11 protein-coding genes are annotated in these 14,265 nt (G+C 71.1%); 6 read left to right on the forward strand and 5 right to left on the reverse strand.

Annotated elements, in window-relative coordinates; all coding sequences use genetic code 11:
* Position 1: 1 nt before the first annotated feature.
* Positions 2 to 643, reverse strand: coding sequence for an alpha-ketoglutarate-dependent dioxygenase AlkB family protein (locus OG254_RS05585; protein ID WP_405577817.1), 642 nt, complete (start codon positions 641 to 643; stop codon positions 2 to 4).
* A 68-nt stretch (positions 644 to 711) separates the two neighbouring features.
* Here OG254_RS05585 and OG254_RS05590 point away from each other — a divergent pair, with 68 nt between their 5' ends.
* Entirely contained in the window at positions 712 to 1,845 is a 1,134-nt protein-coding gene (locus tag OG254_RS05590) for a methyltransferase (protein ID WP_405594857.1), read from the forward strand.
* Positions 1,846 to 1,872: 27 nt separating this feature from the next.
* On the opposite strand, the gene OG254_RS05595 is transcribed toward OG254_RS05590, so the two are convergent.
* Together OG254_RS05595 and OG254_RS05600 are read right to left on the reverse strand one after the other, a co-directional pair.
* A complete protein-coding gene (locus tag OG254_RS05595) occupies positions 1,873 to 2,727 on the reverse strand; it encodes a ketose-bisphosphate aldolase (RefSeq protein ID WP_405577819.1) in 855 nt (284 codons plus the stop codon).
* Positions 2,728 to 2,774: 47 nt separating this feature from the next.
* Positions 2,775 to 3,656, reverse strand: a complete 882-nt coding sequence (locus OG254_RS05600) for an SIS domain-containing protein (protein WP_405577821.1) — start codon at positions 3,654 to 3,656, stop codon at positions 2,775 to 2,777.
* A 143-nt stretch (positions 3,657 to 3,799) separates the two neighbouring features.
* Between OG254_RS05600 and OG254_RS05605 the strand changes: the two genes are divergently transcribed.
* The 3 genes from OG254_RS05605 to OG254_RS05615 all read left to right on the forward strand — a co-directional run bounded on the left by OG254_RS05605 (position 3,800) and on the right by OG254_RS05615 (position 7,250).
* Positions 3,800 to 4,579, forward strand: coding sequence for a DeoR/GlpR family DNA-binding transcription regulator (locus OG254_RS05605; protein WP_147997630.1), 780 nt, complete (start codon positions 3,800 to 3,802; stop codon positions 4,577 to 4,579).
* 97 nt (positions 4,580 to 4,676) lie between these two features.
* Positions 4,677 to 6,512, forward strand: a complete 1,836-nt coding sequence (locus tag OG254_RS05610) for a glycoside hydrolase family 15 protein (RefSeq protein ID WP_405577823.1) — start codon at positions 4,677 to 4,679, stop codon at positions 6,510 to 6,512.
* 90 nt (positions 6,513 to 6,602) lie between these two features.
* Entirely contained in the window at positions 6,603 to 7,250 is a 648-nt protein-coding gene (locus OG254_RS05615; RefSeq protein WP_405577825.1) for an isochorismatase family protein, read from the forward strand.
* 5 nt (positions 7,251 to 7,255) lie between these two features.
* Here OG254_RS05615 and OG254_RS05620 read toward each other — a convergent pair whose 3' ends face one another.
* On the reverse strand, positions 7,256 to 8,581 hold the full coding sequence (locus tag OG254_RS05620) for a lysine N(6)-hydroxylase/L-ornithine N(5)-oxygenase family protein (RefSeq protein WP_405577827.1): 1,326 nt from the start codon (positions 8,579 to 8,581) through the stop codon (positions 7,256 to 7,258).
* Between the two features lie 84 nt (positions 8,582 to 8,665).
* Here OG254_RS05620 and OG254_RS05625 point away from each other — a divergent pair, with 84 nt between their 5' ends.
* Together OG254_RS05625 and OG254_RS05630 are read left to right on the forward strand one after the other, a co-directional pair.
* The gene (locus OG254_RS05625) at positions 8,666 to 9,619 is read left to right on the forward strand and encodes a methionyl-tRNA formyltransferase (RefSeq protein ID WP_405577829.1); all 954 of its coding nucleotides are present in this window, start codon (positions 8,666 to 8,668) and stop codon (positions 9,617 to 9,619) included.
* Positions 9,620 to 9,705: 86 nt separating this feature from the next.
* On the forward strand, positions 9,706 to 10,722 hold the full coding sequence (locus OG254_RS05630; RefSeq protein WP_405577831.1) for an iron-siderophore ABC transporter substrate-binding protein: 1,017 nt from the start codon (positions 9,706 to 9,708) through the stop codon (positions 10,720 to 10,722).
* A 60-nt stretch (positions 10,723 to 10,782) separates the two neighbouring features.
* Here OG254_RS05630 and OG254_RS05635 read toward each other — a convergent pair whose 3' ends face one another.
* A complete protein-coding gene (locus OG254_RS05635) occupies positions 10,783 to 14,250 on the reverse strand; it encodes an amino acid adenylation domain-containing protein (RefSeq protein WP_405577833.1) in 3,468 nt (1,155 codons plus the stop codon).
* Positions 14,251 to 14,265: the final 15 nt, after the last annotated feature.

A 14,265-nucleotide genomic window follows, 5' to 3' on the forward strand; every position in this document is an offset into this window, starting at 1 on the left:
CCTACAGCCCGCTCACCCTGAGCGTGACGTTCAGCCGCCCGGTCAGTCCCAACTCCGGCGGCGCGGTGCCCGGGTGCACCTTCGGCACACCGTGGTAGGCGAGCCGGGAGGAGCCGCCGAACACGAACAGGTCACCGCTGCGCAGTTCCACGTCCGTGTAGGGCCGGGTCCGGGTGTCGGTGTTGCCGAAGCGGAAGACACAGGTGTCGCCGAGGCTCAGGGACACGACCGGCGCGGGCGACTTCTCGTCGCTGTCGCGGTGCATGCCCATGCGGGCGTCGGCGTCGTAGAAGTTGATCAGTGCGATGTCGTACGCCGCCTCCTGCTCCCCCAAGGTGTCGCGGACGGCGCGGCGGCCCAGCTCGCCGAGCCACTCGGGGAACGGTTTCACCGGGGTGCCGTCGCCGTCGACGACCGTGCGGGCGTAGGCGTACGGGTACCAGTGCCAGCCGAGGCAGACCTGCCGGGCGGTCATCGTGCCCCCGCCGGGGGTGCGGACCGTGCGCAGGCCCGCCGGTGGGCCGGCCCATGTGCGGCAGGCCTCCAGCAGCTCGCGCTGGGCTCGCCCGTCCAGCCAGTCGGGCACATGCACCGCGCCCGGCGCGACCTCCGTACGCTCCCGGGGGAACAGCTCGGCGTCCATGCCTCCCATCCTCCCCCACCGGTCGTGAGCTGCGGCTCGGCTAGCCTTGACGCACGATGAACGACCGTATGACGACGCCGTGGGGCGAACTCGCGCTGACCCGATTCCCCGAGGACCCGCGCGACAGGCTGCGCGCCTGGGACGCCTCCGACGAGTACCTGCTGCGGCACCTGGCGGAGCAGGAGATCTCGCTGTCCGGCGATGTCGTGGTGGTCGGCGACCGCTGGGGCGCCCTGGTCACGGCCCTCGCCGGGCACCGGCCGACACAGATCACGGACTCGTACCTGACGCAGGAGGCGACCCGCGCCAACCTCGCCCGGCACGGCGTCGAGCCCGGCACCGTCCGGCTGCTCACCACGCAGGACCCGCCGCCGGACCGGGTCGACGTCCTGCTGGTGCGGGTGCCCAAGAGCCTCGCGCTGCTGGAGGACCAGCTGACCCGGCTGGCGCCCGCGGTGCACGAGGGCACGGTGGTGGTCGGCACGGGCATGGTGAAGGAGATCCACACCTCGACGCTCCAGCTGTTCGAGCGGGTGCTCGGCCCGACCCGCACCTCGCTCGCGCAGAAGAAGGCCCGGCTGATCTTCTGCACGCCCGAGCCGGCGTCGGAGCCGCCCGTCAACCCGTGGCCGTACACCTACACGCTTCCCGACGGCATCGGCGCGGTCTCGCACAGCACGGTCGTCAATCACGCGGGCGTGTTCTGCGCCGACCGGCTCGACATCGGGACGCGGTTCTTCCTGGGGCATCTGCCGGACGGCAAGGGCGCCCGGCGGGTGGTGGACCTCGGGTGCGGCAACGGCATCGTCGGTACGGCGGTGGCGCTGGCGAACCCCGAGGCCGAGGTGCTGTTCGTGGACGAGTCGTTCCAGGCCGTGGCCTCCGCCGAGGCGACGTTCCGGGCGAACGGGGTGCCGGGGCACGCCGAGTTCCGGGTCGGGGACGGGATGGCGGGCGTGCCGGCCGGGAGTGTCGACCTGGTGCTCAACAACCCGCCGTTCCACTCGCACCAGGCGACGACCGACTCGACGGCCTGGCGGATGTTCACGGGCGCCAAGCGCGCGCTGCGGCCGGGCGGCGAGCTGTGGGTGATCGGCAACCGGCACCTCGGGTACCACGTGAAGCTGCGGCGGCTGTTCGGGAACAGTGAACTGGTCGCCGGGGACCCGAAGTTCGTGGTGCTGCGGGCCGTGAAGCGCTAGCCGTCATGGCCCGCGTCGGCCGCCGGGTCAGCGAGCTCCCAGCACCCCGATGATGTCGGCCACCGCCCGCACCATCGCCTCCCGGCCCACGCTCAGGTACTTGCGCGAGTCGACCGCCTCGGGGTGGGCGGCGAGGAAGTCGCGGATCGCGCTGGTCATGGCGATGTTGAGGGCCGTGCCGACGTTGACCTTGGCGATACCGCCCGCGACCGCCGCGGTCAGTTCGCCGTCGGGGACGCCGGAGGAGCCGTGCAGGACGAGAGGGACGTCCAGGGCGGCGGCGAGGCGCTTGAGGAGGTCGTGGTCGAGGGCGGCGGTGCGGGTCGTCATGGCGTGCGAGCTGCCGATCGCGACGGCGAGGGCGTCGACGCCGGAGTCGGTGACGAAGGCGTGGGCCTCGGTGGGGTCGGTGCGGGCACCCGGGGCGTGGGCGTCCAGGGGCGGCTCGCCGCTCTTGCCACCCAGGCGCCCCAACTCGGCCTCGATCCACAGGCCTTGGGCGTGCGCCCAGTCGACGGCCGCCTTGGTGGCGGCGAGGTTCTCCAGGTACGGCAGCCGGGCCGCGTCGTACATCACGGAGCTGAACCCGGCGTCCGGCGCCTGGCGCAGCAGGTCGTCGCTCTGGACGTGGTCGAGGTGCAGCGCGACGGGCACGGCGGCGCGTTCGGCGGCGGCGACGGCCGCGCGGGCGAGCGGCAGCAGGCGTCCGTAGCGGAACTTGACGGCGTTCTCGCTGACTTGGAGGACGACGGGCGAACTCACCGACTCCGCACCGGCGATGACGGCCTCGATGTGCTCCAGGGTGATGACGTTGAACGCGGCGACGGCTGAACGGGCTGCGGCGGCACGGGTGATGAGCTCGCCGGTGGTCGCGAGGGGCACGGCCTGTCCTTTCTCCTGTTGCTGTCTCGGTGCGCGGGGCGGACGCGTCAGGGCGCGAGGATCACCGACCGGGTGAGGTGGCGGGGCTGGTCCGGGTCGAGGCCGCGGGCCGCGGCGACGGCGACGGCGAGCCGCTGGGCGCGGACCAGTTCGGCGAGGGGGTCGAGGCGGCCCTCGATCCACAGTGCGCCGGTGGCGCGCACCTGTTCCGCCAGCCCCTCGGGCGCCTCGCCGAACATCCAGGTCGCGGTGCCGCCGGTGGTGATGCTGATCGGACCGTGCCGGTACTCCATGGCCGGGTAGGCCTCGGTCCAGGACAGCGACGCCTCGCGCATCTTCAGCCCGGCCTCGTTCGCCAGCCCCACGGTCCAGCCGCGGCCGAGGAAGGTGAACTGCCCGCACTCCACGAGCCCCTCGGGCAGAGCGCCGGCGAGCGCCGTGCGTGCGTCGGCCACCGCGGCGTCCGTGTGCAGGCCGAGGTGGGCGCGCAGCAGGGTGAGGGCGGTGGTCGCGAAGCGGGTCTGCACGACGGACCGTTCGTCCGCGTAGTCGAGGACGACGACGTCGTCGGCGGCCGCCATGACGGGCGTGTCCGGGTCGGCGGTGATCGCCGTGGTGGGCGTGCGCCCCTTCAGCCGCGCCAGCAGGTCGAGGACCTCGGTGGTGGTGCCGGATCGGGTGAGGGCGAGGACACGGTCGTACGTGCGCCCGTGCGGGAACTCCGACGCGGCGAAGGCGTCGGTCTCTCCCTGGTCCGAGCCCTCGCGCAGGGCGGCGAACGCCTGCGCCATGAAGTACGACGTCCCGCAGCCGACGACCGCGACCCGCTCCCCCGCCGCAGGCAGTGCCCGGCGGTGGCCGGCTGCCTCGGCCCCGGCGCGCGTCCAGCACTCCGGCTGGCTGTTGAGCTCGTCCTCGACATGCGTCATGCGCCATCCTCCGGGCTTCCATGAACCTTCATGCTTTTTTCTGCAAGATATAGCGAACTTTCGAGCAAAATCAAGCACTTGGGTGGAAGGGGAGTGCGCTAAGGTCACCGCCAGGTCGAGGAATGCCGAGGAATGGAGGGCGGATGTCGCGCGACGCCCGCTGGAAGGCGCTGCTGGAGCTGCTCGTCGAGCGGGGCCGGCTGGACGTCGAGCAGGCGGCCGCCGAGCTGGAGGTGTCGTCCGCCACGATCCGCCGTGACTTCGACCAGTTGGCGGAACAGCAGATGCTCGTGCGCACGCGGGGCGGCGCGGTCGTGCACGGAGTGTCGTACGAACTGCCGCTGCGTTACAAGACGGCCCGGCACGCCTCGGAGAAGCAGCGCGTCGCCAAGGCGGTGGCCGACCTCATCGCGCCCGGCGAGGCGGTCGGTCTGACCGGCGGCACGACGACCACCGAGGTGGCGCGCGCCCTGGCCGTGCGCAGCGACCTGACGTCGGGCTCGCCCGCGCTGACCGTCGTCACGAACGCGCTCAACATCGCCAATGAGCTCGCCGTGCGCCCTCAGTTCAAGATCGTGGTCACCGGCGGGGTCGCCCGCCCCCAGTCGTACGAGCTCATCGGGCCGCTCGCGGACGCGGTGCTGGCCCAGATCACGATCGACGTGGCGGTCCTCGGCGTGGTCGCCTTCGACGCCGCGCACGGCGCGGCCGCGCACGACGAGGCGGAGGCGGCGATCAACCGGCTGCTGTGCGAGCGCGCCGCTCGGGTGATCGTCGCGGCGGACTCCAGCAAGCTGGGCCGGCGCGCGTTCGCCCGGATCTGCGCGGCCGACGCCGTGGACACACTGGTCACGGACACGGCGGCCGAACCGGAGACGCTGCGGCGCTTCGAGGAGGCGGGCGTGCGGGTCATCGCGGTCTGAGCCCCCGAACCACAGGAACCGGGCACCACCCCGACCCTCCCACGGCCGATTCCACCTACCCTGGGACCGAGGCGCATGGCGGGCCAGGGAGGCTGCGATGAGCACTACTCCGATCGAGACGGGCACACCGGCCGCGTCACGCTATGTGCCGATCGCCGACCACGGCCTGATCGGCGACCTGCGCAGCGTGGCTCTGGTGGGCATCGACGGCACCATCGACTGGTACTGCTGCCCCTCCTTCGACGCGCCCAGCGTCTTCGCGGCGATCCTGGACGCCGAGCGGGGCGGCTGCTTCGAGCTGGCGGCCACGGTGCCGGCCCGGACCAAGCAGTTCTATTTCCCCGACACGAACGTCCTGATCACCAGGTTCTTCACCGAGGACGGTGTCGGCGAGATCCAGGACTTCATGCCGATGGACGGCAACCCGGCCGAGGTCGAGCGGCATCGGCTGATCCGGCGTGTGGTGTGCGTACGCGGCTCGATCCCGTTCCGCGCGCGGGTCGCGCCGCGCTTCGAATACGGCACCCGGCGGCACACCGTCCGCATGCAGGGCGAGGTCGCGGTCTTCGAGGCCGACCCGCTGTCGCTCGCACTGACGTCGACCGTACCGCTGGAGATCGACGGGCCGGACGTGTACGCCGACTTCAAGATCTCCGAGGGCGATTCGGCGGTGTTCGCGCTGGACCAGGTCGGCGGTGCGGTGAACCTGCGCCGCTGTGCGCGGTCCGAGGCCGAGAGGCAGCTGCACAGCACGGTCGACTACTGGCGCAAGTGGCTGTCCGCCTCCAAGTACCGGGGCCGCTGGCGGGAGATGGTGCACCGCTCCGCCCTGACCCTGAAGCTGCTCACCTACGCACCCACCGGCGCCATCGTCGCCGCGCCGACGACGAGCCTGCCCGAGCAGCTGGGCGGCGAACGCAACTGGGACTACCGGTACATGTGGGTGCGCGATGCGGCCTTCTGCGTGTACGCGATGCTGCGGCTGGGCTTCACGACCGAGGCCGAGGCCTTCATGAAGTTCCTGACCGACCACGTCAGCCGGGGCGACGGCTCGCCCACCGGTCCGTTGCAGATCATGTACGGCATCGACGGCCGCACCGATCTGCCCGAGCGCGAACTCGACCATCTGGAGGGCTACCTCGGCTCCGCCCCGGTGCGCGTCGGCAACGCCGCTTCCGACCAGCTCCAGCTCGACATCTACGGCGCGCTGATCGACTCGATCTACCTCTACGACAAGTGGGCCAAGCCCATCTCCAGCGACCAGTGGGACGACGTGTGCGCACTGGTGGAGTGGGTGTGCGAGCACTGGGACCAGCCCGACGAGGGCATCTGGGAGACCCGCGGCGGCGGCAAGAAGTTCCTGTACTCACGGCTGATGTGCTGGGTGGCGATCGAGCGGGCCATCCGCACGGCCAACCGGCGCGGTCTGCCGGCCGATCTGCCGCGCTGGCAGGCGACGCGGGACACGATCTACCGGCGGATCATGAAGCGCGGCTGGTCCGAGACGCGCCAGGCGTTCGTCCAGCACGAGGACAGCGACGTGCTCGACGCGTCGGTGCTGATGATGCCGCTGACCAAGTTCATCGCGCCGACCGACCCCAAGTGGCTGTCCACGCTGGACGCCCTCACCCAGGACCTGGTGTCGGACTCGCTGGTCTACCGCTACGACCCGGCGGCCAGCCCCGACGGACTGCGCGGCGACGAGGGCACGTTCTCGATCTGCTCGTTCTGGTACGTCGAGGCCATGGTCCGGGCCGGCCGGGTCGACGAGGCGCAGCTGGCCTTCGAGAAGATGCTGACGTACGCCAACCATCTGGGCCTGTACGCCGAGGAGATCGGCCACACGGGCGAGCAACAGGGCAACTTCCCGCAGGCGTTCACCCATCTCGCGCTGATCAGTGCCGCGTTCAACCTGGACCGTGCCCTGGGATGAGGCGCGTTCACCGGTGTCATCGACAAGACATCGAACTTAGGTGAGGCTAACCTAAGAAGGGTTCCCCAACTCACCGAAGGGCAACCCGAGATGACGACTGGCTCGATCTTCCCGTACGTCATGCCGACCCCCGCCATGCTGCCCGACGACACCACCGGGTGGACCCTCGATCCCGGCCGTGCGGCGCTCGTGGTCCTGAACTTACAAAGGCGCTTCGTGCGGGTCCTGGCGCAGGAGGGCGCCCCGGCCACCGAACTCCTCGCGAACACCGCCCGGTTGGTGGACTCCGCGCATGCCGCGGGCGTGCCCGTCGTCCACTCGGTGCCCGCCGGTGAGCGCGGACCCGCCCTGTACGTACGGCGGCCGGGCGGGCCGGCCGACCGGGACGGCGAGGCGTTCGCGGAGCAGGTCGAGCCGCGCACCGGGGACTGCGTGCTCACCGCCCGCAAGCACAGCGCGTTCGCCCGGACCCGGCTGGACAGCCGGCTGCGCGACCTGCGGCGCGACCAGGTCGTGATAGCGGGGCTGTTCGCCCGGGTCGGGGTGCTGATGACGGCCGCGGACGCCTGGGTGCAGGACCTGGAGCCCTTCGTCGTCGCGGACGCCATCGCCGACGCGTCGGCCGGGAGCCATGGGTTCGCGCTGGAGTGGGTGGCGGACACGTGCGGGGCGGTGACGTCCACGGACCGGGTGGTGGCGGTCTTCGACCCCGCCGTGCCCGCGGCGGCAGCGGTCTGAGGGGTTCAGACGGATGCCGTGCGACGGTCCAGCAGGGAGCGGTGGATCTCTCCCGCGCGGATCGCGGTGGTCGACAGCAGGGTCGAGGTGAGTCCGTGGGTGTGCTCGGTGCCGCCCTGGAGATAGATCCCCGCGGTGACGTCGGGCGCCGTCTGCACCCGGTGGTCGCGTGAGACACGGATGGCGTCACCGTCGTCCCGCAGACAGACCTTCGCCGCCTCGCCGAGCAGGGCGGTGAGGTCGCGGGGCCGGTATCCGGTGGCGTGCACCAGCACATCGGCCTCCAGGACCTGCTCCCGACCGGTCGGCAGGAACTCCACCGAGACGTCGAGTACGCCGTCGCCGCGCTGTCGTACGTCGCGGATGCGGGAGACGTTGAGGAAGCGCAGCCGCTCCCGGCCGGCGACCTTCTCCTGGTAGGCGGTGGCGTACAGGGATTCGATCAACTCCATGTCGACGACGGAGTAGTTGGTGGAGCGGTGGTAGTCGAACAGGGACTGTTTCACCTCGGAGGGCGCGCCGAAGTACACGTCCACCGCCTCCGGGTCGAAGATGCGGTTGGCGAACGGGCTGTCGTCGGCCGGGGTGTAGCCGTACTTGGCGAACACCGCGCAGACCTCGGCCTGCGGGAAGGAGCGGTGCAGATAGTCGACGGTCTCGGCGGCGCTCTGCCCCGCGCCGAGGACGACCGCGCGGCGCACCGGGGCACCGGAGGCGGCGAGTTCGGTGACGCTGGGAAGTAACTGGCTGTTGTGCCAGACGCGTTCGGAGAGTTCGACGCCGGGCGGCACGTGGGGTTCCAGACCGACCGCCACGCTGAGGTCGCGGGCCCGGTGGGTGAGGGTGCGCCCGGGGCGCTCGGGGTCACGGCAGACGACGTCGAAGTGCGTCACCGCGCCCGTGTCGTCGCGTACGGGGTCGATGGCGGTCACGTGGTGTTCGTAGGCCACGAGGTGGCGCACTCGCTCGGCGGCCCACTCGAAGTACTCGTGGAACTCGACGCGGAGCGGGAAGAGTGTCTTCTGGTTCAGGAAGTCGATCAGCCGTCCGCGTTCGCGCAGGAAGCACAGGAAGCTGAAGTCGCTGGCCGGATCGCGCAGCGTGACAAGGTCCTTGAGGAACGACACCTGCATGGTGGCGTCGTCGATGAGCATGCCCCGGTGCCAGCCGAAACGTGGCTGGCGTTCCAGGAACAGGGCGTTGATCCGACGGTCGGCCGGAAGGCCTGCGTTGTGTTCGTCAATCGCTATGGCCAGTGCGAGATTTGACGGCCCGAATCCGATTCCGAGGACGTCGTGGGTGGTGTCCGATCCCGTGAGCGGTGACTTCACCGTGGCATCGCCTCCCTCAGGCAGCCACATGTTAGATAAGGTTAGCCTTACCTTGCAATGGAGCCCGCCGAAGGGGAGAACCGCATGCGCGTCGCCATGTTCGGCTACCAGACCTGGGGCCACCGCACACTCCAGGCCCTGCTGGACTCCGACCACGAGGTCGTCCTGGTGGTCACCCACCCCAAGAGCGACCACGCCTACGAGAAGATCTGGGACGACTCCGTCGCCGAACTCGCCGAGAAGAACGACGTCCCCGTACTCCTGCGCAACCGCCCCGACGACCCCGAACTCCTCGCCGCCCTGCGCGATGCCCGGCCCGACATCCTGGTCGCCAACAACTGGCGCACCTGGCTGCCGCCGGAGCTCTTCGACCTGCCGCCGCACGGCACGCTCAACGTCCACGACTCGCTGCTGCCGTCCTACGCGGGCTTCTCCCCCATCATCTGGGCGCTCATCAACGGCGAGGAGCGCGTCGGCGTCACCGCGCACCGCATGAACGCCGAACTGGACGCCGGGGACATCCTGGTGCAGCGCTCGGTGGGCGTCGGTCCGGCCGACACCGCGACGGACCTGTTCCACCGCACCGTCGACCTCATCGCCCCCATCGTGCGCGAGTCCCTCGACCTCATCGCGTCCGGCAAGGACGCCACCCACTGGCAGCCGCAGGACCGCAGCCGCGCGAGCTTCTTCCACAAGCGCTCGGCGCAGGACAGCCGCATCGACTGGAACTGGCCGGCGGAGCGTCTGGAGCGCCTCGTACGGGCGCAGTCGGACCCGTATCCCAACGCCTACACCTTCCATCGCGGACAGCGGATCAGGGTCGTCTCGGCCGCCGTCTCCGAGGGCCGCTACGGCGGCACTCCCGGCCGCATCTTCATCCGCGAGGGCGACGGCATCGTCATCGTCGCGGGCGCCGACGCCCATACGGGCCGGCACCCGGGGCTGATCCTCAAGCGGCTGCGCACCGACGACGGAACGGAGTACGCGGCGACCGACTACTTCCGCACCATGGGGGGCTATCTCACCGCTCAACCGTGATCGGGCAAGGTCAACTACCGCCAAAAACAAAGAAGTTGTCCGATACGCGTTGCTAAGGCAAGGCTTACCTTGCTTTACTGGCGCGCATGTCGAGAAAGCTTCTCAGCACCCTTCTCACCGTCACCCTGGCCGCCGCGCTGGCAGCCTGCGGCTCCGTCAAGGACGACTCCAACACCTCCTCCGACGCCTCGGGCGACGCGAAGGCGGACACCTCGTCCGCCTTCCCGGTGTCGATCAAGCACAAGTTCGCCACCACGAAGATCGCCAAGGCGCCGGAACGGATCGTGGTGATCGGCAACGGCGGCACGGACGACATCGACGCGCTGTACGCGCTCGGCGTCACACCGGTCGCCATCTCGAAGGACGCCCTCAGCTCGGACGGTGTCTACCCCTGGCTCAAGGACAGGATCGACACCGAGAAGACCGAGCTGCTCGACACGCTCACCGCCGTCGACTACGAGAAGGTCGCCTCCCTCCAGCCCGACCTGATCCTCGCCACCTCCGACTTCACCCTGGACAAGGACTACAAGAAGCTCGCCGCGGTGGCGCCGACCGTCGGGTACGAGACGGCCTGGGGGCAGCAGACCTGGCAGGAGCACGTGCAGGTGGTTGCCCAGGCCGTCGGCAAGAAGGAACAGGGCGAGCAGGTCATCAAGGAGACCGAGGACAGCATCGCCGCCGTGAAGACGAAGCATCCGAAGCTTCAGGGCAAGACCTACAGCCTGTCCATCGGCAACACCCCGGCGAAGATCTTCACCATCGCCTCCGAGGAGGACTTCGCCGCCAAGCTGATGAGCCAGGTCGGGATGAGCCTGACGCCGTCGGTGAAGAACATCAAGACGGTCAACGGCAGCCCGACCGGTGAGCTGTCCTTCGAGCAACTGGACAAGCTCGACGCCGATCTCGCGATCATCGCGTTCACCACGCCGGACCTGAAGAAGGCCTTCGAGGCCAGTGACCTGGTGAAGAACATGTCCGCGGTGAAGGACGGCAAGTACGTCGTGACGGACGTCGCGACCATCAGCCAGCTGCGCAGCCCGTCGGCGCTGGGCATCCCGTGGGCGCTGAACAACCTGGAGCCCGGCTTCAAGAAGCTCGACTGACGGCCCGAGGGGGGCATCGGAGGAGGGGTGGGGTGCCGTGCGGCACCCCACCCCTCCTTCTCATGTGTCGCGCAGTGCGGAGTCGATCTCGTCCGCCGACATGCCCTCGATCTCCAGATGGATCGCGGCGACCTGTTCGAGCCGTCCGGGCGTCCGCTCCTCGGCCGAGAGCCGCTTGGCCATGCCGCCGGCCGTGAGGGTCGCGAACAGGGAGCGCACGGTCACCTCGGAGGTGTCCAGCGTCTCGCGCAGCCGGCCGACGATGACGGTGGCGAGGACCGAGTCGCCGCCGAGGGCGAAGAAGCCGTCGTCGAGGCCGACGCGTTCGACGCCGAGGACGTCCTGCCAGACGCCCGCCACGACGGTCTCCAGGGCGGTGCCGGGTGCCCGGTGCCGTTCCGCCTCCGCCACCCGCCACAGCTCCTGTACGGCACGGCGGTCGAGCTTGCCGTTGGAGGTGAGCGGCAGTTCCCCGGCCACGGCGATCCGGGCCGGGACCATGTGCGGCGGCAGCACGGAGCGCGCCCATTCCCGCAGCGCGTCCTCGGCCGTCGCGGCGTCGGCGGCGACCGCGGCGGCCAACTGCACGCCCTGCCCCCGGGTCAGCCCGGCGACGGCACGTCGTACGGCGGGGTGCGCGGCGAGCGCCGCCTCCACCTCGCCCAGCTCGATCCGGAAGCCGCGCACCTTGACCTGGTGGTCCCGGCGTCCGAGGAACTCCAGGGTGCCGTCGGGCCAGTACCGTGCGAGGTCCCCGGTGCGGTACCAGCGCAGCCCGTCCGCCTCGGTGAACTTCTCCGCCGTGCGCGAGGGATCGGCACGGTAGCCGAGCGCCACCCCGTCCCCGCCGATCCACAGCTCCCCCGGCACCCAGTCCGGACAGTCCCGCCCGTGGGCGTCAACGACCCGGCAGCGGACGCCCCGCAGCGGGGTCCCGTACGGCACCGACCTCCAGTGCGCCGGGACCTGAGCCTGCGTCACCTCGCAGACGGTGGAGTGGATCGCGGTCTCCGTCGTACCGCCCAGACCGGTGAACCGGCAGCCGGGCGCCCGCTCGGCGAGCCGCCCCGGCAGGTCGGTGCCGACCCAGTCCCCGCCGAGCAACACCGCCCGGAGTCCGGCGAGTTCGCCGGGCGCGGTGGCCAGCAGCAGCATGTCGAGCAGCGGCGGCACGCAGTTGAGGAGCGTGACCCGGTGGGTGCGCACCAGGTCTGCCCATTCGCTCGCCTCGCGCCGGTCGCCGTCCGCCACGAGCACGACCGCGCCGCCCGCGCTCAGCAGCCCGAAGACGTCGTAGACGGACAGGTCGAAGTCCAGGGCGGACAGGGCGAGACAGCGGTCCGAAGGGCCCACGCCGAAGCGGTCGTTGAGATCGTCGATGGTGTTCATGGCCGCCCGGTGCGGCACGTCGACGCCCTTGGGTTCACCGGTGGATCCCGAGGTGAACAGCACGTAGGCGGGCTGCTCCTCGTCCACCGCGACCGGCTCCGGCAGCGGGGCGGCGCCTACCGCCTCAGCGACCGGCAAGGTGTCCAGGCCCTCGACCGGACGTCCGTCGGTCAGCGTGACGCGGAACCCCGCGGTGGCGCGGATACGGTCGCGGCGGGCGGCCGGCTGCTCGACGCCGATCGGCACGTAGGCGGCGCCCGCGGCCAGCACGCCCAGGACGGCGGTGATCTGGTCGGCCCCCCTGGGCAGACTGACCGCGACCGTGTCGCCGGGGCGCACGCCCCGCTCCCCCAGTGCGGCGGCGGTCCGCAGCGCCCGGTCGGCCAACTCGCCGTAGGACAGGGCGCCTTCGGTGCCCCACAGCAGGGCCGGGGCGTCCGGCTGCGCGCCGGCCCGCTCGAAGAGGCCTTGGTGGAGCAGCCGGTGACTGCGTGGGCCCTCGGTGGCGTTGACCTTCGCGCGCAGTGCCGTCTGCTCGGCCGGCAACAGGGCGGGCACCGGCTGCTCCCAGACCGCGCGGTCGGTGCCGAGGCGGGTGACGAGGCCGTGGAAGGCTTCGAACATCGCGTCGACCATGCCGGCCGGGAAGGCGTCCTCCCGCACGTCCCAGTTGACCAGCAGACCGCCGTCGACCTCGGTGACCTGGGCGTCGAGCAGCACCTGCGGCCCCTGCGAGATGATCCACACCGGCTTCCCGAAGGACTGCCGTACGCTCGCGTCGAAGAGCTCGCCGAGGTTGAGGGCGCTGGTGAACACGACGGGCGCGAGAACCTGTTCGCCGTTGTACCGGGAGAGGTCGCGCAGCACCTCGACGCCGGAGTAGTCGGACTGCGCCGCGTCGGTGTGCATACGGTCCTGGAGGCGCCGTGCGTGCTCGGTGAACGAGCCCGACTCGGCCAGGTCGACGTCGAGCAGCACCGAGCTGGTGAAGTCGCCGACGAGCAGGTCGACGTCGGGATGGGAGCCCCTGCGGTCGAACATCGGCACGTTGAGCAGGAACCGCGGCTGTCCGCTCCAGGCGGCCAGGACCTCCGAGAAGGCGGTCGCCACCGCCATCGCGGGGGTCAGCCCGTGCTGGTGGGCGCGGGCGGTCAGACGCCGCTTCTCCTGAGGCGGCAGCCAGTGGTGCCGGCGGGTCACCCGTGTCGGGTCCGTGCGCTCCGCCTCGGGCACGAGCGGGAGTTCGGGGGCGCTCGGCAGTTCGGGGATGCGCCGCTGCCACCACTCCCGCGCCTGCTCCCGGCTCAGCCGCCGTACGTCCGCGCGCTCTTCGAGGTACTCGGGATAGCTGGTGCGGATCGGGGGCAGCGCGGTGCCGGGGTTCTCGTAGAGCCCCGCGAGGTCGGAGAGGAGCACCCGGTAGCTCAGGGCGTCGGCGGCGAGCATGTCGACGTCCACGTGCAGCCGGCTCGTGCCGTCCGGCAGGAGGGAGAGCTGCACGGAGAGGACCTCGCCGGCGGCGATGTCCAGGCGCGCGTGCGAGGCGGCGTGCCGGACCTCCTCCAGCCGGTCCGCCACGGTCCGGCCATCCGACGCGCGCAGGTCGTGGACGGTCGTCGCGGGGCCTGTGAGGTCGGGCAGGATCTGCTGGCGGCCGTCGTCGGTGAAGCGGGCGCGGAGCATTCCATGGCGGGCGGCGAGGGCGCGTACGGCCTCGTCGAGCCGGTCGGGGTCGACGCCTGCGCCGTCGAACTCGACGTAGAGGTGGGCGGCGACGGAGCCGAGCGTGGTCTCGTCGCCGCGGCCGATCCAGTACGCGTGCTGCATCACGGCCAGCGGGAAGGGCTCGCGGGGCTCGGGCCGGGCGGGTGCCGCGCCCGGGGTGCCCCCCGCGGGCCGGACCGCCGGGACGTGGGCCTCCAGCAGGGTCCGCCAGGCGCGCAGGGTCGGTTCCTTGGCCAGCTCGGCGAAGCTGATCCGGATGCCCTGCTTGCGCCAGCCGCCCGCGATCTTCATCAGGGTGATCGAGTCCAGGCCCCAGGCGATCAGGCTGTCGTCGTCGCTCGGCGGTGCATCCGAGCCGATGGTGTCGGTGACCGAACGGAGCAGCTCGTCCGCGGTCGGGGGGTGCTGCGTCACCGGTTCCTCCGAAGT

It is taken from the genome of Streptomyces sp. NBC_01092 (assembly GCF_045039535.1).
Taxonomy (GTDB): domain Bacteria; phylum Actinomycetota; class Actinomycetes; order Streptomycetales; family Streptomycetaceae; genus Streptomyces.

Coding starts and splice junctions, on each gene's coding strand:
- OG254_RS05585 (WP_405577817.1), bottom strand. CDS start 643: ATGGACGCCGAGCTGTTCCCCCGGGAGCGTACGGAGGTCGCGCCGGGC.
- OG254_RS05590 (WP_405594857.1), top strand. CDS start 712: ATGACGACGCCGTGGGGCGAACTCGCGCTGACCCGATTCCCCGAGGAC.
- OG254_RS05600 (WP_405577821.1), bottom strand. CDS start 3,656: ATGACGCATGTCGAGGACGAGCTCAACAGCCAGCCGGAGTGCTGGACG.
- OG254_RS05605 (WP_147997630.1), top strand. CDS start 3,800: ATGTCGCGCGACGCCCGCTGGAAGGCGCTGCTGGAGCTGCTCGTCGAG.
- OG254_RS05610 (WP_405577823.1), top strand. CDS start 4,677: ATGAGCACTACTCCGATCGAGACGGGCACACCGGCCGCGTCACGCTAT.
- OG254_RS05615 (WP_405577825.1), top strand. CDS start 6,603: ATGACGACTGGCTCGATCTTCCCGTACGTCATGCCGACCCCCGCCATG.
- OG254_RS05625 (WP_405577829.1), top strand. CDS start 8,666: ATGCGCGTCGCCATGTTCGGCTACCAGACCTGGGGCCACCGCACACTC.
- OG254_RS05630 (WP_405577831.1), top strand. CDS start 9,706: ATGTCGAGAAAGCTTCTCAGCACCCTTCTCACCGTCACCCTGGCCGCC.